Source organism: Deltaproteobacteria bacterium, from assembly GCA_009930495.1.
Taxonomy (GTDB): Bacteria; Desulfobacterota; Desulfovibrionia; order Desulfovibrionales; family Desulfomicrobiaceae; genus Desulfomicrobium.
The window spans coordinates 1-20,770 of record RZYB01000030.1; the positions used below are offsets into that span (position 1 = coordinate 1).

Annotated in this window: 13 protein-coding genes and 1 tRNA gene; 6 read left to right on the plus strand and 8 right to left on the minus strand. The window is 63.5% G+C overall.

All coding sequences use genetic code 11. The features are described from left to right. The 4 genes from EOL86_04580 to EOL86_04595 form a co-directional block, all read left to right on the plus strand. Positions 1-98, plus strand: a 98-nt coding sequence (locus EOL86_04580; GenBank protein NCD24857.1) for an arylesterase, incomplete at its 5' end; no start/stop codon positions are given. 34 nt (positions 99-132) lie between these two features. Continuing rightward, positions 133-840, plus strand: coding sequence for a hypothetical protein (locus EOL86_04585; GenBank protein ID NCD24858.1), 708 nt, complete (start codon positions 133-135; stop codon positions 838-840). A 6-nt stretch (positions 841-846) separates the two neighbouring features. Then, positions 847-1,566, plus strand: a complete 720-nt coding sequence (locus tag EOL86_04590; GenBank protein ID NCD24859.1) for an RluA family pseudouridine synthase — start codon at positions 847-849, stop codon at positions 1,564-1,566. Between the two features lie 87 nt (positions 1,567-1,653). Further along, positions 1,654-4,005, plus strand: a complete 2,352-nt coding sequence (locus tag EOL86_04595) for a response regulator (GenBank protein NCD24860.1) — start codon at positions 1,654-1,656, stop codon at positions 4,003-4,005. Here the strand turns inward: EOL86_04595 and EOL86_04600 are convergent. Then, on the minus strand, positions 4,002-5,636 hold the full coding sequence (locus EOL86_04600) for a glycosyltransferase (GenBank protein ID NCD24861.1): 1,635 nt from the start codon (positions 5,634-5,636) through the stop codon (positions 4,002-4,004). The two genes, EOL86_04595 and EOL86_04600, sit on opposite strands and share 4 nt — an antisense overlap. 161 nt (positions 5,637-5,797) lie before the next feature. Here EOL86_04600 and EOL86_04605 point away from each other — a divergent pair, with 161 nt between their 5' ends. Next, positions 5,798-7,252: a GGDEF domain-containing protein gene (locus tag EOL86_04605; protein ID NCD24862.1), complete on the plus strand. Its 1,455-nt coding sequence runs from the start codon at positions 5,798-5,800 to the stop codon at positions 7,250-7,252. A gap of 72 nt (positions 7,253-7,324) precedes the next feature. On the opposite strand, the gene EOL86_04610 is transcribed toward EOL86_04605, so the two are convergent. From EOL86_04610 to EOL86_04640, 7 genes are all read right to left on the minus strand, one after another. Then, on the minus strand, positions 7,325-9,793 hold the full coding sequence (locus EOL86_04610) for a tetratricopeptide repeat protein (GenBank protein ID NCD24863.1): 2,469 nt from the start codon (positions 9,791-9,793) through the stop codon (positions 7,325-7,327). A gap of 109 nt (positions 9,794-9,902) precedes the next feature. Then, positions 9,903-11,561, minus strand: a complete 1,659-nt coding sequence (locus EOL86_04615) for a hypothetical protein (GenBank protein NCD24864.1) — start codon at positions 11,559-11,561, stop codon at positions 9,903-9,905. A 274-nt stretch (positions 11,562-11,835) separates the two neighbouring features. Then, positions 11,836-11,921: transfer RNA gene (locus tag EOL86_04620), tRNA-Tyr, on the minus strand. 37 nt (positions 11,922-11,958) lie between these two features. Next, a complete protein-coding gene (locus EOL86_04625; protein NCD24865.1) occupies positions 11,959-13,548 on the minus strand; it encodes a response regulator in 1,590 nt (529 codons plus the stop codon). Between the two features lie 24 nt (positions 13,549-13,572). Then, entirely contained in the window at positions 13,573-15,117 is a 1,545-nt protein-coding gene (locus EOL86_04630; protein ID NCD24866.1) for a DUF3369 domain-containing protein, read from the minus strand. A 14-nt stretch (positions 15,118-15,131) separates the two neighbouring features. After that, positions 15,132-16,694 carry a DUF3369 domain-containing protein gene (locus EOL86_04635; protein NCD24867.1) on the minus strand — a complete coding sequence of 521 codons (1,563 nt, stop codon included), beginning with the start codon at positions 16,692-16,694 and terminating at the stop codon, positions 15,132-15,134. Positions 16,695-16,824: 130 nt separating this feature from the next. Continuing rightward, entirely contained in the window at positions 16,825-19,737 is a 2,913-nt protein-coding gene (locus EOL86_04640) for a peptidase M16 (GenBank protein ID NCD24868.1), read from the minus strand. 137 nt (positions 19,738-19,874) lie between these two features. Here EOL86_04640 and galE point away from each other — a divergent pair. Further along, a partial coding sequence (gene galE, locus EOL86_04645; GenBank protein NCD24869.1) for a UDP-glucose 4-epimerase GalE occupies positions 19,875-20,770 on the plus strand: 896 nt, incomplete at its 3' end.

Genomic DNA, 20,770 nt, shown 5'->3' on the forward strand with positions numbered 1-20,770 from the left:
TGGACGATGGCCTGCACCCCAACGCGCGCGGCGTGGACCGCATTGTCGACGGCATCCTGCCCCTGGTCGAATCCGAACTGGACGCCCTGAGCGGCTAACCCGGCAACCGGCGGTATCCGCCCTGGAGATTTCATGGCCATCCTTTCCCTCCTGATCCCGGCCGCGCTGCTGGGCCTGTGGTTTCTGTCCACCAAAATCATGCAGACCACCCTGGCCGTCCTGGCCGATCCCGAGGACAGACTCCGGCCCCGCGTCCATGTTCCGGCCATCCCCGAGCTGCGCGCCTGCCTGCGCGAGGTCGGGGACTGGACCACGCGTCACGCCTACCACGAAGACGCCATGTTCGACTTCCACCTCGCCCTGGCCGACGATCAGCCCCTGTTCTGCCAAACCTGGAAAAACCAGGACGAGGCGACCTACCTGGTTCTCTATTTCGGTCTGGGCAAGCACTTCGAGGAACTGGTCACCATCTATGACGACAAAACCGGCGTGACCACGACCAACGCCCCGGACGCGCACAGCCTGCCAGCGGCTCCGGGAGCCTTCATCCAGGCCTTTCCGGGTCTGGATCTGGACCAACTCGCCGCGCGCCACCATCAGGGCAGACAGACCCTGGAACGGCGCACCGGCCTTGTCCCCCAGAATCGGACCGAGGACACCCGCGACCTGATCGTCGTGTCCCTCAAGCGGCAGGCGCGCTACGTCATGTCCATTCCGGGCTGGAAATGGAAAGGCGCGTGGTGGCTGACGGCGCGCAAGCACTGGATGATCGGCAAGGATGTCGGCTGGCAGCTCGATCAATTCGGCGTCCATGAACCGACGCCAGGACCACGGGGCTAGGGCGCCATGGTTTTGTCCACCCCACCCTACGCGCCCCCGACCACGCCCTGGCTGTGCGTCATCCACGAGGACCGCGACATGGTCGTGGTCAACAAGCCCGGCGGTCTTCTGTCCGTGCCCGGCCGGGGGCCGGAATTGCTCGACTCCGTCTTGACCAGGGTCCGCGCCGGCCATCCCCTGGCCCAGGCCGTGCATCGCCTAGATCTGGGCACCTCCGGAATCTTGGTCATGGCCACGCGCCGCAAGGCCGAAGCCGCCCTGCGCCGGCAGTTCCAGGAACGCCTGACGCGCAAGGTCTATGTGGCCCTGGTCGAAGGCGTCATGTCCCGGGACTCGGGCCTGATCGACCTGCCCCTGATCTGCGACTGGCCCAACCGCCCCCGGCAAATGGTCTGCCACCAGACCGGCAAACCGGCCCGGACCGAATTCCAGGTTCTCAAACGCCTCGACGCCTCGACCCTGGTCCGCCTGTTGCCGCGCACCGGGCGTTCCCATCAGCTCCGGGTCCACCTGGCCAGTCTGGGGCATCCCATTCTGGGGGACAACCTTTACGGCGGCGACCAAAGCGACGTGCCCACAACACGACTGTGCCTGCACGCCAGCCAGATTGGGCTGTTCCATCCCCACGCCGGCAATTGGATGCAGTTCACCGCGCCCTGTGATTTCGCCGATGTCGAGCCCCTGATCCTGACCCCGCCCGAGGCGCCACCCGAGCCAATAGCCTAAAGCAAGGGCTTGCGCTGACGCTCCGGGAACCCGTATGGACGAGATCATGGCCACGCCCCCACCACATTCCGGACCAGTGATGTCCCGATGCCGCTCCGGAAACGCCCGGCGCGGCGGGCGGTTCATGCCCGCCGCGTCCTGGGCCGGCGCTGTTTTCCACCCGAATTTTATCCTCGCGCGCATGGTATCGGAGGCATGATGTTTCGCGCCCTTTCCCTGCAGGCCATGCTTTATCTGCTGGCCGCGGTCTGTGTCCTGCCCGCCCTTGGCGTTATTTATCTGGATGGGCTGTCCGCCCGTGACGTGGCCCGGGCCCAGGCCCAAAACGAGGCCACGCGCCTGGCCGAAAACATCGCGGCCATCCAGGACCGGACCATCACCGCGACCAGACAAATGCTCTTCACCCTGTCCATTCTGCCCGAGGTCCGCGCCCTGAACCGCGAGGCCTGCTCGGAATTGTTCCACCAAATCTTGAAAACCAATCCGATCTACACCAATATCCTGGTCACCGACCCCGCTGGTCTGGTCGTCGCGGCCGCCGTGCCGCACCAAGCCGTCACCCTCGCGGACCGCAAGCATTTCAAGGACGCGGCGCGGACCAAACGGTTCGTTCCCGGAGAATTCATCGTCAGCCGAACCACGGGTGTCCCGTCCTTTCCCCTGGCCTATCCGGTTCTGGATCGCGACGGCACCATTCTCGGCATGGTCATGGTCGCCCTCGAACTGGAACGACTGGGCGAATTCTTTGTCTCGGAACGCCTTCCCGACGGCTCGTTCCTGGGTATCGCCGATTACCAGGGACGCCGGTTGTTCCGCACATCCACGGACATCGAGAACATGGGCAAGCCCATCAGCCAGGAAGTATGGGACGCGGCCCGCAACGACCCCTCCGACCAGGGTATTTTCGTGGGGCGGGGCTCCGACGGCGTGCTCCGCCTGACCGCGTTCAGCAAACTGCGACTGAACCGGGACAGCGAGCCCTACATGACCTTCTTTGTCGCCATTCCCGAAGCGACGATCACCGCCGGCACGCGCTCCATCACCATCCGGGGAGGCCTGCTGACACTGATGGCCGGCGCCATGGCCATGGGTCTGGCCTGGGTCACCGCCCAAAGCCTGATCCGGCCGAAAATCATGAAACTGGTGCGCACGGCCGAACGCTTCAGCGCCGGGGATTTCTCACGGCCAACGGGTCTGGACCATCACGGCGGCGAACTGGAAATGGTCGCCGCCGCCCTGGACCGTCTGGGCCGGGAACGTCAGCAGACCGAGGCCATGCTGCGTCAGGCCACGCTGCTGGCCGAGGAAGCCTCGCGGGCCAAGTCGGAATTTCTGGCCAACATGAGCCATGAAATCCGCACGCCCCTGAACGGCATCATGGGCATGCTCCAACTTCTGGAAACAACCGATCAAAACGAAGAACAGGCCGAATACTCCATGCTGGCCTTTCAGGCGACCAAGCGACTGAACCGACTTCTCTCGGACATCCTGGACATCTCGCGCATCGAGGCCGGAAAAATGAAAATCATGGCCGAGCCCTTTGCCCTGTGGGAATCCGTGCGCCAGTCCGTGGAAATGCTCCGCCCCGTGGCCATGCAGTCCGGGGTGCGGCTGCAATGCCACATTGATCCGGCCGTTCCCCGCGAAGCGCGCGGTGATTCGGTCCGGCTGCAACAAATTCTGATCAATCTCATTGGCAACGCCCTGAAATTCACGACCGAGGGCAGCGTCGACCTCGAGGTCCATCCACTCCAGCCCCGCCGGGAGGATCAGATCCGGATCTTCTTCTCGATCACGGACACCGGCTGTGGCATTTCCGACGACAACCTGGGCCGTCTGTTCCAGCCCTTCAGCCAGGTCGATCAGGGCTACGCCCGATCCCACCAGGGCGCCGGCCTGGGCCTGTCCATCTGCAAGCGCCTGATCGAATTCATGGACGGCTCGATCACGGTTGAAAGCGAGTCCGACGTGGGCACGACCTTTTCCTTCTGCGTCACCCTCGGCCGACATGGCAACGACGCGACCGGGCACTCCGAACAGGCCGGCCACGAAGCCGGACACCACCCCTCGCGCCTCCTCCTGGCCGAGGACGACGACATGAGCCTCATGGTCGGCAAACAGCTATTGGAAAAGAATGGCTACGTCGTGAGCACGGCCCGAGACGGTCGTGAAGTGCTCCAAATCCTGAAGCGGGAAGACTTCGACGCTGTCCTCATGGACATCCAAATGCCGGTCATGGATGGCATGGAAGCCATGACCCGTATCCGCCAGGGAGAGGCCGGCGCGGCAAAGGCGAACATCCCCATCATTGCCCTGACCGCCTACGCCATGGCCGGGGACCGGGAAAAACTCCTGGCCGCCGGCATGAACGGCTACGTGGCCAAACCCGTCGCCATCCAGGAACTGCGCGCCGCCATCGACGCGGCTCTGGACGGCTAGTCCGACAGCTCTTGACTCCGGTCGGCAGCATCCCCGGCCGGCATCCGCTCCAGCATGTCGCCCTTGAGCATCCACATGGCCGTGGCCCGAGCCCGTTCCCGGCCCGCGGTCCCAGCCCGGTCCAAAAGCGAGTCCCAGGCGATGCCCCGGCGCGCCCAAACCAGAATGGCCCGCATCAACTCCATGTCGATCCGATCCCCCAGACCGGCATGGAGCACGGGATAATCCCGACCACGCAACACGGCCCAGCCCAGGGGCGTCGTTCGCAACCCATCTCCGGCACCAAGGCGGGCCGAGGCATGCCCGGCAAAAAGACGGGCATGATCCAGGGCCAGGGGGTGCCGCCAGTCCTGCCCGGCGGGCACGTCATGCGCCCACGACTCCGCCCACAGCGCCACGTAACGCCCAATGATCTCGGACCAGTCGAAATGTCGCGCCCACTCGCGGGCGGCGCGGCCCATCCGTGTCCGCATTCCGGGATCGAGCAGGTCCGCGATCCGCCGGGACAAGGCGGCCACGTCCACGGCCACGTCCTGGGCCAACCAGAGATGATAGGTAGTGTCATACAACAACGGCGCCATGAGCGGGATCAACGGATCGGCGCCACTGTCCACGGTGGGGACCAGAAAACCGGTCTGGCCGTCGAGGACCAGATCCCGGTACCCGTCATAATCCGAGGCGATGACCGGGGTTCCCGAGGCCTGGGCTTCGAGCAGGGTCAACCCGAAGGTTTCCTGGGGATTGTCGGCCAGGGACAAGACCACGTCGGCCCGACATAACAGGGCGCGCTTGGCGGCCTCGTCCGGCTCGGTCACGACCACGAGACGCAGCCCGATATTGCCCGCCAGATTGGTCAGGGTGCCGGGCAGCCCCTGGCTTTCATTGCTGCCGCCCGCCAAGACCAGACAGGCCGTGGACAAATCCACGCCCGATCCGGCCAGACGCTGAAAAGCGCGCAGCAACGGCACCAGATCCATCTTGGAATAGGGGCTGATCCGCCCCAAAACCAAAAAAACCGTGGCCGCTGGCGGCAGGTCCGGACACGGCGGCACGGACTCGTAATCCCGGCAGCGCACGCCCAGGGGAACCCGGGCCACCGAGGGCAGACGGGCCGAAGGCGACCAGGCGCGCAGATATTCCAATTCCGCCCGCACCACCGCTTCCCCTGCCCTGGACGTGGCCACGATGCAGTCCCGCCGGGTGGCGCCGGGCCAGACATGCTGGGCAAAGGCCGAACCGTATCGGGCGTAGGACAGGGAATGGGTCACCCCGGTAATGGGAAAAACGGACCGAGCCACGCGGTTGCGCAGCGCCGCCAGCCAGCCCGAGGAAGTCAGGCAGTCCGAGAGATGAAAACAATGGTAGTCGGTTTCGGCCAGGGCCATGGGCAGCGCGACCCTGGGCAGGACACGGACCTTGGGCAGGATGGCCGGGCACAGGGCGCGAATCCGGTCCAAAAGAGCGTTCCCGGCGCCCGTGTCCAGAAGAAAAAAATGATAGGCATCAAAGGGATCCGCCGCCAGCAAGGCCTCCAGAAAACCGGCGTTGGCCACCCGGCGCCCGATAATTGGTCCGGCCTCGAAAAACGGGTCCAAACTGCCCCAGATCCGCCCGCTCCGCGCTGCTGTCATGTCACTCCACAAGCAATATCCACGCCTCGCGGCGTCATTGATCCGGGCGGCCTGGGCTCCGAAACGCGGCCAGACCCGGCGACGAGAACTATCACAATGGCATCAGCCTTGCTTCAGCCGGATCAGGACGTCATTTTTCCAGCGTTCCCGGAGGAATCAGCATGCATTCATATCACGCCACCTGCCTTGGACTGGACCTGCCCCGACAAATTGCCGGCCAGATCGAAGCCCACCTTCCCCAGGGTTGCCACCTGCGCAACAGGCCTCTGGGAGCGGCATTGGACATTTTTGATACCGACGCTTCGAAAAAGATACAAGGGCTTGTCTTTGTTACTCTTTCGACATGGGAAAGCCTGGCTGTCACGGAACGGGAGCGCCTGGGCGGGCCCCAATCCTGGCAATTCGTCCTGGTCATCGACCAGCCCGGTCCGAACGCCCTGGACCACCTGGCCCGAGGCCATTTCCTGACGGTGCTGACCTGTCCCGTGGACACGGAAAAAATTACCCATGTTCTGGAGCAGGCGGCAGAAGTCACCGCCCTCTATCACGACATCTATATGATGGCCAAGGAAATCAGCCTGGAACGGGAACTCCTGGCGCGCAAAAACGAGCAATTGACGTTTTTGAACCAGCTCCTGACCACGGCCAGCCACTCCCTCGACCCCAAGGCCATCCTGTCGACCTGCGCCAAGGACCTGAACCTGCTCCTGGATGTCACCAGCCTGTTCGGGATTTGCTGGAATCAGGACGCGGACCAGCTCCACGCGGAACTTTTCCTGCCCTCGAATCTGCCCAAGGACCTCCAGGAGCTGTGGATCAACCACCTCTTGAGCGGGGCCAAGCGTTTCAGCGGCGCCGAGGTGCAGGGCTACCAGGTTTCCTTCCTGGAGAACACGCCGGACCAAGTCACTCCGGAACTGGCCCAGATCATCACCCAGCCCCTCGTGCACGACGGCCTCCCGTTTGGCATGCTGCTCATCTGTTCCAAGGAAGCCCAAAGCCTCGGGCAGGACCGGCTTCAAACCCTGCACGCGGCCGCCAATCATCTGTCCTTGGCCATCCACAACGGCTTGGAATACAGCAAGCTCAAGACCAAGGCCGATCACGACGGACTGACGCGGATCTCTAATCGTCAATACTTTGACTCACGCCTGCGCGAAGAAATGAAGCGCCACCAGCGGCACCATCAGGAGCTGAGCCTGCTCATGCTGGACCTGGATTTTTTCAAGTCCGTCAACGACACCTACGGCCATCTGGCCGGCGACATGGTACTGCGCGAGGTTGGCAGAATCCTGCAACAGACCCTGCGCGAATCCGATTTCCCGGCCCGTTACGGCGGCGAGGAATTCATCATCATCCTGCCCCAGACCCGCGAGGATCAGGCCTGGATCCTGGCCGAACGCATCCGCAAGATCATCGCCCAGACAGTGTTCCGTTTCCAGAACAAACGCTTCCGGGTGACCGCGTCCCTGGGCATCGCCGGCCTCAAGCCCGGCGCCCTGACTCCGGCCGAAATGCTCATCCACGAGGCCGATCAGGCCCTGTACCGGGCCAAGACCAACGGTCGGAACATGGTCTGCAGTTCGGCCCTGGAAGACATCGCCTCGGCCAACTGACATTCCAGACGCGCCGCGCGCCAGGGCTCCGGAATCACCGGCGCCCCGGCGCGGCCCACGCCCCCGATACAATCACGACTTCAGCCGCGCCGCCAACGCCTCGGCCCGGTCGCGCTCCGGAAAATCGGCCGTGCCCTCCAGGGCGGCGCGAATCCACCCCCTGGCCTGCTCCAGATCCCCACGGGCCGCGTACGCCTCGGCCAAATGATACGCCACCACCGGCACGTCGCGCTTCTTCTCCCAGGCCTCCAAAAAGATCGTCACGGCTCCGTCCACGTCCCCACGCCGAAAATACACCCAGCCCAACGTATCCAACCCTTCGGGCGAACCCTCGTCGGCGACCGTGCGCGCCAGGGTCAGGGCCCGGTCCAAATCCTCGGACCCGGTTGCCCCGGCGGCGTGCTCGGCCAACAAATAGGCGAGATTGTTCAGCGCCGGCATGAATTCAGGATCGATCTCCAGCAGGGCTTCGTAGTGCGCCCTGGCCTGGGCGGGCCTGTTGTTCATCTGATTGAGCAGCGCCAGGACAAAACGGGGCTGGATGGCCACGGGCCGCTGCCGGACCGCGTCCTCGAACTTGGTGATTCCGGCCTCGGTCCGCCCCTGTCGCAGATACAGCTCGCCAATATGATAATAGGGCGGCAACCACTTGGGATCAGCCACGATAGCCCGGGAAAAGGACTGCTCGGCCAGGGCGGAATCACCGGAAACGGACAGGACCCGGCCCTTCAGATCATGCAGATAGGGGGCCGAGGGATGGGTGGCCAGCAGGCTATCGCAGTACTCCAGGGCGGCGCCGGTGCTATTGTCCGCCAACAGCAGGCCAACCCGCGCCTCCACCACCTCGACACTGGCCGGCGCGAGCTTTTCGGCCTGATCCAGGGCAACGGCCGCCTCGGTCCGCCGCCCGTTGCCGGCCAGGAACCGGGCCAGTCGCACATGGGCTTCGGGCCGTTCCGGGTGCGCCTCCCGCGCCTGGAGCAACAACGCCTCGGCCCGGTCGGAATCACCCATGCGCACGGCCACGCCCGCCTGGGCAAAACGAATCCCCATGTCCTCGGGATGGGCCGTGGCCAGGGTTTCCAGCTCGGCCATGGCGGCCGCGAAATCCTTGTCCACCACGTGAAGCTCGGCCAGCATGCGGCGGGCCGGACCATGATCCGGGCGGGACTTGATGGCCTCGCGCAAAACATCGCGGGCCAGCTTGGGCTCGCTGGCGGCCAGATGGGCCCTGGCCAAAAGCGGCGCGATTTCGAGCTGGTCCGGATCGAGCTTGAGCACCTGGCGAAACGCCGCGATGGCCTCCTGGGGGCGGGCCTGGCGTAGCAAACGCTTTCCCCTGAGGGCCAGCGCCCTGGGATTTTGCGGATCCCGGTCCAGCGCATCCGCGATCTGTTCATCGGCCCGGTCCAGAAGTCCCTGGCCCATGTACAAACGGGCCAGCGCCAGACGGATGTCCACGGTCCGGGGGTGGTCCGGATCCAGCTCCAGGGCTTGGTTCAGTTCCGTCTCGGCCTGCTCCCGATTCCCGCGACTCACCAGGAGTTCGGCCAGGGCCAGACGCAGATCATAGGCCGGAGACGCGGCGGCAATACCCTGACGCAGGACATTGACGGCGCCGTCGGGATCTTTTTCGGTCAGCAGCAGCTGGCCCAGGGCCAACCGGTATTGGCCATCGGCGGGATGGGCCAGGATCAGGCCGTCCAGCACTGTCTTGGCCTTGGCGGGCTGGGCCGTGTCCAGATAAAAACGCACGAGCATGAGCTGGGCCGCGCTGTTGTCCGGAGACAGCTCGGCCACCTTGCGGAAATGCTCTTCCGCCCGCTCCGGCCGCCGCAGCTCGACCAACAATGCCCCCAGCCGGGAATGCAGCACCAAGGATTCCGGCGCCCGGGCCAGACTCTTTTCCAGCACGCCCACGGCCTCCTCCGGATGGCCGGCCTTGATTCGGATGTCGGCCAGGGCCAGGGGCACGTCCGCCACATCCGGCCGTTCCGTCCCCAGGGTCTCCAGGGCGGTAACGGCCCGATCCGTGGCCCCTTCCCGGGCCTGGATCAGGGCCCGCACCAGACGCATGTCGAAATTGGCCGCGTCCAGCGCCAAAACCTGATCGACTTTTTCCGTGGCCGCTCCCAATTGTCCGGCCAGGAAAAAAATTTTGCCCAGCCCGACCTTGGCCGGAATCAAGTTCGGGTCCAGCTCCTCGGCCTTGGCGTAGCCGCCATACGCCCGCTGCCAGTCCTTGCGGCCCATGAAGATATCCCCCATGAGCACGTACCCCTTGGCAAACTTGGGATCGATGCGCAGCGCGTTCTGGACTTCCAGGCGCGCGTCGTCGAGATTGCCGGCGGCCAGGGCCGCCACGCCTTTGTCATAAAACCCGTCACGCCGGTCCTCGGAACTCAACCCACACCCCGACACGAGCAAGGCCACCAGCACGATCCACGACCCGATCCAGCATGTCTTCATCGTTCTTTCTCCATGTTCCGGCAAAACGGCCAGTATTGAGCACATACACAACGCATAAACGCGGCCGGCCATGCCTTCAAGACCAAAGGTGCCCGGCCGTCGGAAAGCCCCCGGGCAACCAGTGGGCGAACGGCTCCCGGGACCGGAAGACGTCTGGCCATCGTGACGCGGCGAGCCGGGGTCAACAGGGCAATTTCACGAAAAAAAAGGCCACGAATTCAACAAGAACACAGGCGAAAAGAAAGGTGACGTAGACGCGGTTGCGGCCAATGCGGGAAAAAATCAGATTCAGCGCCAGCCCAAGCAGAACGGTCCGCATGACGATGTCACGCAGCAAGGCCAGGCTGGTGACGCCTTCCGGCACCGCCAGTAGCAACACGACCAACCCCAAGAGCAGGTAATCGATGGCGTTGAGCGGGGTCCGCTCCGGCGTCAGGGCCATGCATCCGAAATACAGGATGGCCAGGATTTGGAAGAGCGTCGTCATGCCGGCGCCAAGGCCCGGAATATCGGCGGTGGGCGGGCCAAACCCGGCGCGGGCCACGGCGTTCAGAATAATGACAAACAGGCCATAATAAACAAAAAATTCCAAATATTTTGGCCACAACCGCCAGACCATGACCAGACCGGCCAGTCCGACTCCGGCCAGCAACGCCTCCACCAGCCCGGCCCCGCCCATGGTGGCCGTGCCCAGCACGAAATACAGGGCAAAAAGGATGAAAAAACTCTTCCAGCACAACCAGGACAGCCAGTGGCGTAAGTCCAGGCTGCGCCCCTTCCAGACAAAGACAAAACGGGCCACGCTCCCGATGGCCGCGAGGATCGCCGCCCGGTCCAGGGGATAGGCCGTGGCCAGCCGACGGATCAGAAACAGGCTGCCGATGATGGCCGAATAGATGCCCAGCAGACAATAATCCGCCGCGTGGCGCAGCATCCAGCCCGTCAGAATGAGGCCCATGTGCAGGACATAGATGGACGCCACGGCCTGTTCCTGATCCAAACCGGCCCGCAGCAGCTTGTGGTGAAGATGCTTTTTGTCCGGTCGGAACGGGCTGGCGCCGGCCTTGATGCGCTCGTACATGACCATGGACGTGTCCAGAATGGGCGTTCCCAACAAAAACAACGGCAGCACGGGCGAATAGATGGAGTACCCCTGGGTGACCATGATCAGGCAGGCGGCGATGGAAAAGCCCAGAAACTGGCTGCCCGCGTCCCCCATGAAAACCTGGGCCGGATGCACATTGAAACGCATGAAGCCGATCAGGGCGCCGGACACGGCCAGGGCCAGGGCCACGGGCAGACCCGCTCCCTGGGCATGACCGAGCAGGGCGCAGGCCAGCAGGACAAGCAGGGACAGGCCGCCGGCCAGACTGTCCAGACCGTCGCTCAAATTGATGATGTTGATGGTCGCCAACATGAAGACCAGGGTTGGCAACAGGGCCAGCCATTCAAAATTCAGGACAAAGCCGGGGAAAAGCTCGCCAAAGCTGCGCACCTCCAGGCCGGACACGACCGTGAACACGACAATGGCCAGAATCTGCCCGCAGAACTTGACCCGATACCCCAGATTCCGCATGTCGTCCCAGACGCCGAACACAAGCAGCGTGCCCGCCCCCAGCATGTAGCCAAGCAGCTCCCGGGAACCGGCCAACACCGACGCCAGGGCGACCATGGCGGACAGGGCGATGGCCACGCCGCCCGTGCGCGGGACGAGGCCCGTGTGCACCCGCCGGGGATCGGGCTTGTCCACGATTCCCCACCTCCGTCCCAGACGGATGGCGACAGGCACCAAAAAAATGGCCAGCACAAAGGCGATATAGGCATGAACGAGATATGTCATGGAATCAGGACCCGGCTTGGAATACGCGGGAAACCGACCAAAAGGGCGGATGATGGACCGGGATGAACCTGCCGGTCCACGACCAGTCGTGGCCAGGCATCCCGCGAGGCCCCGGGTTCCCGCGAACGCTTGCGGGTTTTACATCCATGGACGTCCTCAAGGCAACAGCCAAGCGTGACACCAACGTGCATGGCCCTGGCCGCACTGTTCAGAAAGGTGACATCCTTGGCGTCCGGGCACAAAAAAACCCACCTTGCGGTGGGTTGTGGTCGGCTGGTGGAGGGGGGAGGATTCGAACCTCCGAAGTCGTTCGACGACAGATTTACAGTCTGTTCCCTTTGGCCACTCGGGAACCCCTCCAGGCAGAGGCGGTTGATAGACGGTCCGAAGCCCGGGGTCAAGCGTTTTTTTCCATGAAAATCGCGTCCATCTCCGGTGTATGACTGACAATTCCGGCGCGCAAAGCCAAAAACTCCCCGCTGTGCGCCAGCAACAAATCCACCAACCGGGGATCGAACAGCTTGCCCCGCTCCGCGGCCAGATAGGCCAGCGCCTCGTCCTCGGACCAGGCCTCCTTGTAGGAACGCTGGCTCAAAAGGGCGTCCAGGACATCGACGACCCGGGCGACGCGGCTGAAAATATGGATATCCTCGCCCTTGAGCCCTTGGGGATAGCCCGTGCCGTCCCAGGCTTCCTGATGTTCCAGGGCGATACGCGCCGCGGCCCGCATGATGGGACGATCGGACTGGCTCAGAATATCATGCCCCAGGCGGGGGTGCTCCCGCATGATCGCCTGCTCGACCTCGTCCAAGGGGCCCTTTTTGAGCAAAATCCTGTCGGGAATGGCCACCTTGCCCACGTCGTGCATGGGCAGGGCCAGTTGCAGCAATTCACACTCCTCGGGGTCCAGACCGGCCATTTCGCCCAACAACCGGGCCATCTCGGAGACGCGGTGCACATGCACGCCGGACACCAGGGCCCGGCTCTCGACAACCTCGCCCAGAGTAAAAATCACTTCACGGTGCGTCTCGGCGATTTCATGATTGAGCTGCAAATTCTCGAAGGCCACGGCGACGTTGGTCGCGAAAATCCGCAACAGGCCTTGCTCGAATTCGGACAGGTCGCGCGCCACGCGCAAAAAAAGGACATTGTTCACGCCCCGGCTCGTGCCAAAGCAGCCCAGATAGCACTTGTCGGCGAACAGGCACTCCCGAAGCCGGGACGCTTCCCGGATCAGTTCCAGCTCGCGGGCGGAAAGCACCTGGCTGGCCAGCTTCTCCTCCAGGCCCATGAAATCCCCGGTTCCGGCCACGATGACGAAATCGTCGCGATCCTCCTGGGCGGCAAAGCCGGAGGCATTCTCCAGGTACATGGAGCTGTCCTCCAGGCGCAGCAGCGACGTCATCTGAGTCAGCACGCCACGGGCGAAAGGCTCCAGACTGGAAGCCTGGAACAAGGTGGCCGAGGCGTTGATGATCTCTTCCAGGCCCTGACGACTGCGGTTGATGGCCCGCAAGTCCCGGTAGCAGCGCAGGGCCGTGGTCACGGCGGTGAACAGCTTCTGGGCGGTCAACTCGGCCTTGCTCTTGTAATCGTTGACGTCATAGTCCGTGATGACCTGACGTTCCGGAGCCTGGCCGGGCTGGCCCGTGCGCAGGATGATCCGGACCAGGGCGTTGCCCAGATCGGTCCGGACATAGCGGACCAATTCCAGTCCGGCCAGAGGGGTTTCCATGACCACGTCCAGCAGCACGACCGCGATATCCGGGTGCGTCCGGAAAGCGCGTCGCCCCTCCTCGGCCGAAAAGGCGCTCACGAATTCCAGACCCCGGCCCTCGAACTCAAACCCTTCCAGGACCATGCGCGTGATGCTGTGAATCTCCTCTTCGTCGTCAACGATGAGAAGCTTCCAGGGTTCGCGATGGGGGCATGGTTCCGGGCAGGCATCCTCCTCGGCGAACACAATATCTTGATCCAAATCGGTCATGGCAGTCTCCAGGACGTGCGGCGTCTAATCGGGATACGAATCCCGGATGGCCACGATTTCGGGCAACCCCTCGAAAAAAACATCGACCAGGGCCGGATCGAACTGCCGGCCCCGGTGTTCGCGCAAATAGTCCAGAATATCCTCCAGGGGCCAGGCCCGTTTGTAGACCCTGGCGCTGGACAGGGCGTCGAAAACATCGGCCAGGGCCGTGACCCGGCCAAAAATATGGATGTCCTCGCCAGCCAGTCCCCGTGGGTACCCCAGACCGTCCCAACGTTCGTGATGCTCGTGGGCGATGGTCGCGGCGGCGCGCAAGATCCGTCGCGGGGAATTCTTGAGGATGGAATGCCCGATGACGGTGTGCGTCTTGACAAGGGCATACTCCTCGTCGGTCAGCTTGCCGGGCTTGAGCAGCACGGAATCGGGAATGCCGATCTTGCCCACGTCATGCATGGGCGAGGCCAGGCGCAGTAGTTGGGCCTGATCCTGGGGCAAGCCGGCCCGGATGGCCAGCACATGGGAAAATTCAGCCACCCGTTTGACGTGCTGGGCCGTTTCCTTGGATCTGGTCTCAACCACTTCGCCAAGCGTCAATACCACTTCGCGCTGGGTGGCCACGATTTCCTCGTTCAAGAACAGATTGCCCAGGGCCAGACCAATGTTCCCACCCAGAATCTGGAGCAGATCCCGCGTCATGTCGTCCATGGGGCAGGGAAAAGCGACCATGAAGACATAGTCCTCGCCAGTGTGGGCGTTGCGGAAACAGGCTGAAAACTCCCGCTCCGCGACCCTGATCCGGTGTCCGCGCCCGGCGGCCGCGATCGCGTCATCCAGGCGGGCGACCATGTCGCGACTCAGGCCCTGGGATGATTCGAAACCGCGCGCCGTCTGGATGACATGCCGACCCTCATGGACAGACACCACCACGGCCCGGTCATGATCCGCCGCGCTCGGACACGGGCACTGTCCGATACGCGCCAGGGACTCCAGGGCCATGTCCAAAAATCCGGGGATGGCCGTCAGGGAAAAAAGATCGGCCAAGGCGCAGACCACGTTCCGCAGTCCAAGCCGGCTCCACTCCACGGACTGCAGATCCCGGTAGGAGCGGAGGGCCGTGGTCAGGGAAGTGACCAGACGCTGTTCGCTCAGCTCGGCCTTGTTGCGGTAGTCGTTGATATCGTATTCGGTGATGACCGTGCGTTCCGGGGCCTGACCCGGCTGGCCGGTGCGCAGGATGATCCGGACCAGGGGATTGCGGGCTTCGCGCCGGACGTGACGCGCGAAATCAAGGCCGGCGTTTTCCGTTTCCATGACCACGTCCAGCATGATGACCGCCGTGTCCGGATTTTCCGCCAAAAGGCGCCGGGCCTCGGCCGCCGAATAGGCGTGCAGATACTCCAGCCTCCGGTTCTCGAAACGGTACTCGCCAAGGGTCAGGATCGTGACCCGATGCACGAAATCGTCATCGTCCACGATCATGACCTTCCAGGCGCCAAGACCGGACTCCCGTGGCCTGGGCGGTCCCTCCTCGGCAAAACACAGTTCGTCGCAATTCAACTCGGAGTTCATGGGGCTACCTGGATTCAATCGGGAAAACGATCCCGGGTGGAGACAAACGCGTCGATGTTGGCGAGCAGGATATCGACCATGTCCGGATCGAACATGCCGCCCCGCTCCCGCCGGATGAAATCCAAAACGCGGGGCAGATCCCAGGGTTCCTTGTAGACGCGCCGGGATAGGAGCGAATCGAGGACATCGATCAGGCAGACGATGCGTCCAAAGGGATGGATGTCCTCGCCGGCCAGACCGCGCGGATAGCCTTCCCCGTTCCAGCGCTCGTGGTGCTCGTGGGCGATGACGGCCGCGGCCTGCATGATGGGGCGGCGCGAGCCTTTCAGAATATGAAACCCGATCCGGGGATGGGTCTTCATGATGGCGAATTCCTCGTCCGTGAGTCGGCCGGGCTTGAGCAGGATGGAGTCCGGAATGCCGATCTTGCCGACGTCGTGCATGGGCGAAGCCAGCCGCACAAGGTCCACGTCCTGGGGCGACATGTCCAGCAGCGTGGCCAGCAGACTCGAACATTCGGACACCCGCCGCACATGATTGGCCGTTTCCTTGGAGCGCGACTCCACGCATTCGCCCAAGGTGAGGATGATTTCCTTCTGGGTGCGGATCAGCTCCTGATTGAGCTGCATGTTGTCGAAGGCGATGGCCACGTTGGCGCAAAAAACCTGCACCAGTTTCGCGTCAAAAACATTGAGTTCCCGACCCAGGCGGAAAAAAAGCAGATTTTCGGAACCGCGCTTGGACCGGAAATACTGCACAAAGGCCTCGTTGGAAAAAAGGCTTTCCTTTTGGCGCACGGCCCTGGCCAACAGCATCTGCACTTCCGGCGGCAGGGACATGCACGGATCATCGAGGCCGCAGTGTTCGAATTCGCCCGTTCCGGCCACGATGGCGATATCCCCATCCGTGACCGTGGCCGCGAACCCCGAGGGGGAATGGAGAAAAAGGCTGTCCTCGTCGATTCGCAGCAAGGACGCCAACTGCTCCAGAACCCCGGCGGAGAAGCGCCGCAGACTGTGGTTTTGAAACAGCCCCCGCGTGGAGGCGATGATCAGGTCCAGACCTTTTCGGCTTTTTTCGATGGTTTGCAGATCGTTGAAGGAGCGGATGGCCGTGGTCACCGTGGAAAACAGCTTTTGGGCGGTCAGCTCGGTCTTCTGCTTGTAGTCGTTGATGTCGTACCGGGCGATGACGTCGCGTTCCGGGGCCTGCCCCGGCTGGCCGGTACGCAGGATGACGCGGACCATGCGGTTGCCCAGTTCCTCGCGGATGAAATGGACCAGGTCCAGTCCGGCCTGACCGGTTTCCATGACCACGTCGAGCAGGATCACGGCGACATCGGTGTGTTCCCGCAGCAGCGCCCGGCTTTCCTCGGCCGAGTACGCGCTCAGAAAGGTCAGGGATTTTCCAGAAAAAGTCAGCCCTTCCAGGACCATGCGCGTGATGACGTGGACTTCCTCCTCGTCGTCGACGATGAGAAGTTTCCACCGCGCGCCGCCCCCCGGGGAGGGGGCGGCGTGCTCGTCGGCAAACAACAACTCATCGGACGATTCGGAGGCCAGGGTATGATCGGACATGCAACTCTCCACGGGCTCGGACCCGCCTTCTCCCTCGCCAAGTCTCGGGCTAGGGCGGATATGCATTTTTTCATGCCATGGCTTAATATCTTTATCAAAACTTTTTTAACCCAATTCCGTCCATCCAGCCTCACAGCACCCGGAACGTGCGGTCCAGGGACACGCCCTGCTCCATGGCCCGATTCAAGGCGTCCTCGCCCCCGAGAACCCCGACCAGACCCGAGGAGGCAGCCTCGCGCAACACCGCGCCAAAGGCCCGGAAATCACGCTCGTCCGTGGCCAGGACCTCGTCGCGAATACGCTGTCTGGTGGCCGTGGTCACGCCGGCCAGATGCTGGCCAAGGGCGGTGAATCCCTTGGCGTCGGGCAGCTGATACGGGTCCAGATCGCCGGACGTGCCGATGATGGCCTTGAGAAGCTCGCCCCGGTCCAGGGCGACTGTTTCCAAAAAGGCGCCGCAGCCGTCGAAGGCATCCAGGGTGGAGGCGATGTTCGGGTCGCGGTAGGAGCCGAAACTCATCAGCCCGGACAAGCGCCCATGGCTGCAAAACCCGCCATAGGCCCCGCCCAGGACCCGGACCTGTTCCCACAGCCAGGTCGTGCGCAGATACTTGGCCGCGACCAGGCTCGACCCATGGAACGCGTAGCCCTGGGCGTGCAGATCGCAGACCTTGCCCACGTAATTGACCTGGGCCGGAATGATGATCCCTTCCCGCTCGGGCCGGGCCGGATCGGCCCAAACGGACGCCTCCGGGCCATCCTGGGCGAGACTGGCCAAAAATTCGCGGAACCGGGCCTCGTGCCCGGCCAGGGCGGTCTCGTCCATGGTCAGGTTGAGCACCACGTCGCGACGGGTGACAATGGCCGCGCGCAGGGCTTCCAGATCGGCCAGCACGCCCGGCCAGTCAGTGTCCACGCGCCGGGCCAGCTCGCGCACGTAAAACAACGACTCCAGACCGTTCATGCGTTCTTGCAGGCTGTCCACGAGATTGAACCGGGAGCGCAGGCGCAACCCCACGAAATGGTGTCCGGACGGAACCAGGGCGTATTCCATTCCGGCCTTTTCCTCCAGAACCATCTGCCGGAAACGTTCACGGTCATCGAAACGCGCGGACAAAAGGGCATCGCGGACAATGTCGAGCATGTCCCCGACCCGCTCGCCCACGGCCTTGGCGCGCACCACCAGCCGGGCCACGGGCAGTGGCCCCTCTTCCCGCTGGGACAGCAGGCAGCGGGCCTGAATGCCGCCGGTCTTGCTGTTGATGCGCTTGGAAAAGGACACATAATCCTCGCGCTCCGTGCCCATTTCGGTCAGGGCCCGGCCAAAAAGAGGCACCAGCGGCACGAGCCGGTCCGGTACCCGGCTCAGGTCCAGGGCCAGATCGAGATAGCAGATGTCGTTGGTCGGCAGGTCGTGGCGCAGCACCGCGCAATCCTCCCAGGAGGTCTCGTCCGTCGGCACGACGCGCACGGCGGGTTCGATGTCCTCGCGGGACAGAAAAGGAATGGTGGCCAGGGCCTCGGCCGAGTCCGGCGTTTCCTGAAGCTGGCGCAGGGCCGTGGTGCGCCGGACCAATTCCTCGTCCGAAACTTCGGACCGGGCCGCGCGCAGGCTCTGGATCAATTCCCGCTCCCTGGCCTCGACCTCGGCGGCGTGCCCGGCTTTGGGTTCGAGAATGACCGTGGTCAGGTGCGGATTGTCCAGGATGTGGTGACGGATCAGGTCCTCGAAAACCGGCTCTCCGGCGTCCAGTCTGGCCTTGAGACTGGCCAGGGGGGCCTCGAAGGCAACCATGGCCAGGGGGTCGAGATCATACAGCCAGGTGCCCAGGGCCCGCAGCATGACGATCAGCCCACGCGGATAGGCGCCGGTGTTGTTTTCGCGCAGGTCGAACTCGGCCGAATTGATTCCGGCCTCGATCAGATCGGCCTCGAAGCCACGCTCCACGATGGTGGACAGCGTGTCGGTGATCAGGGCGCGGACCGCGTCGAAATTCTCGGGGCGCACGCCCTTGAGCCCCACGGAGTAATACATCTGGGCCAGTTCGTGTTCCAGGCCGCCCCCGGTCAGATCCTCGCCCAGACCGGATTCGATCAGGGCCTTGCGCAGGGGCGAGGCGTTCATGCCGGTCAGCAAAAAGTCCAGAACCTTGGCGGCGAGCACGGTTTCCGGCTCGTCCATGGCCGGAAACAGCCAGTTCATGGTCAGCATGCCCAGGGCTTCGCCATCCTCGCCGTTGGCCTCGAAGGATCGCCGCAACTCCCGGGGGGCCGTGAACCGGGGCTGGACTCCAATGGTGGAATCCACGTCCTGGCGCTCGAAACGGTCCAGATAGTCACGCAACAGCTCCAACCGGGCAGTGGGATCGTCGTCGCCGTAAAAAAAGATCCAGGCGTTGGATGGATGATAATAGGCGCGGTGAAAGGCCACGAAGCGTTCATGGGTCAGGCTGGGAATGACCTCCGGGCTGCCGCCCGAATCCAGGCCATAGGTGATGTCCGGAAACAGGGACTGTTGGGACAGCTCGGACAGCTGCGAATCCGGCGAAGAATAGACGCCCTTCATCTCGTTGTAGACCACGCCCTTGATGGCCAGGGGCGCGTCGGCGCTCTCCAGGTCCAGGTGCCAGCCTTCCTGCTCGAAAATCTCGCGGGTGATGCGCGGAAAAAAGACCGCGTCCAGGTACACATCGACCAGATTGTAAAAATCCCGCGTGTTCTGGCTGGCCACCGGATAGCAGGTCTTGTCCGGATAGGTCATGGCGTTCAGGAAGGTCTGGAGGGACCCCTTCAAGAGGTCCACGAACGGTTCCTTGACCGGATACTTGCGCGATCCGCACAGGACCGAATGTTCCAGGATATGGGCCACGCCGGTGGAGTCCGCGGGCGGGGTGCGGAAGGTGACGCCAAAAACCTTGTTTTCGTCGCTGTTGCGCATGGACAGAACGCGCGCTCCGGTTTTGTCATGCACGAACAGGTCGGCGTGGGATGAAATTTCCTCGACGTAAACGGACGAAAGCAGGGTAAAACCGGTGCTGGTCATCTGACCTCCTTGGAATGTGGTGGAATATGGTGGGTGGAACGCGGGTCCGGCGCGGACAACGGAACGCATCTTTGCAAGGACGGAGGCTTTCTGTAAAGTCCGGTCCCGCGAAGTCAATCCCAAACCAGGAGACAATCATGTCCAAAGTATTGGTCACCGGCGGTGCCGGCTATATCGGCTCCCACACCACCCTGGCCCTGTGCGAGGCCGGCTACGAGGTCGTGGTCTACGACAACCTGTCCACGGGCCGGGACGAGGCCGTGCTGCCACCGGCGCGGCTGGTGGTCGGCGATCTGGCCGAAACCGGGCGCCTGGACGCCCTGATGCGCGACGAAAAATTCAGCGCCGTCCTCCATTTCGCCGGGTCCATCGTGGTTCCCGAATCCGTGGAAAACCCGCTCAAATACTACCAAAACAATACCAACAACACCACGGAGCTGATCCGCCTGGCCGTCGCCAACGCCATTCCGCGCTTCATCTTTTCGTCCACGGCCGCTGTCTACGGCATGCCCGACACCGAATCCGTGACCGAGGACAGCCCGACTAGGCCCATCAACCCCTACGGCCGGACCAAGCTCATGAGCGAATGGGTCATCCAGGACACGGCCTTCGCCCATCCGGATTTTTCCTACGTCATCCTGCGCTACTTCAACGTGGCCGGCGCCGATCCGGCCGGACGCATCGGCCAATGCACGCCCAACGCCACCCATCTGATCAAGGTCGCCTCCCAGGCCGCCCTTGGCCGGCGCGAGGCCCTGCACATCTTCGGCACGGACTACCCCACTCCGGATGGAACCTGCATCCGGGATTACATCCATGTCGCCGATCTGGCCGGAGCCCATGTCCTGTCGCTTCAGCACCTGGAAGCGGGGCACCCCTCGGGCGTGTTCAACTGCGGCTATGGCCACGGCTATTCGGTGCGCGAAATCGCCTCCGCCGTGAGGCAGGCCAGCGGCGTGGACTTTCCAGTGATCGAAAGCGGCCGCCGCGCCGGCGATCCCCCCGCCCTGGTCTCCAATCCGACCCGCATCCG

Bases quoted from the DNA above. Each gene is read 5' to 3' on its own strand.
- EOL86_04585 (NCD24858.1), top strand. From the start codon at position 133: ATGGCCATCCTTTCCCTCCTGATCCCGGCCGCGCTGCTGGGCCTGTGG.
- EOL86_04590 (NCD24859.1), top strand. From the start codon at position 847: ATGGTTTTGTCCACCCCACCCTACGCGCCCCCGACCACGCCCTGGCTG.
- EOL86_04595 (NCD24860.1), top strand. From the start codon at position 1,654: ATGCCGCTCCGGAAACGCCCGGCGCGGCGGGCGGTTCATGCCCGCCGC.
- EOL86_04600 (NCD24861.1), bottom strand. From the start codon at position 5,636: ATGACAGCAGCGCGGAGCGGGCGGATCTGGGGCAGTTTGGACCCGTTT.
- EOL86_04605 (NCD24862.1), top strand. From the start codon at position 5,798: ATGCATTCATATCACGCCACCTGCCTTGGACTGGACCTGCCCCGACAA.
- EOL86_04610 (NCD24863.1), bottom strand. From the start codon at position 9,793: ATGGCCGGCCGCGTTTATGCGTTGTGTATGTGCTCAATACTGGCCGTT.
- EOL86_04615 (NCD24864.1), bottom strand. From the start codon at position 11,561: ATGACATATCTCGTTCATGCCTATATCGCCTTTGTGCTGGCCATTTTT.
- EOL86_04625 (NCD24865.1), bottom strand. From the start codon at position 13,548: ATGACCGATTTGGATCAAGATATTGTGTTCGCCGAGGAGGATGCCTGC.
- EOL86_04630 (NCD24866.1), bottom strand. From the start codon at position 15,117: ATGAACTCCGAGTTGAATTGCGACGAACTGTGTTTTGCCGAGGAGGGA.
- EOL86_04635 (NCD24867.1), bottom strand. From the start codon at position 16,694: ATGTCCGATCATACCCTGGCCTCCGAATCGTCCGATGAGTTGTTGTTT.
- EOL86_04640 (NCD24868.1), bottom strand. From the start codon at position 19,737: ATGACCAGCACCGGTTTTACCCTGCTTTCGTCCGTTTACGTCGAGGAA.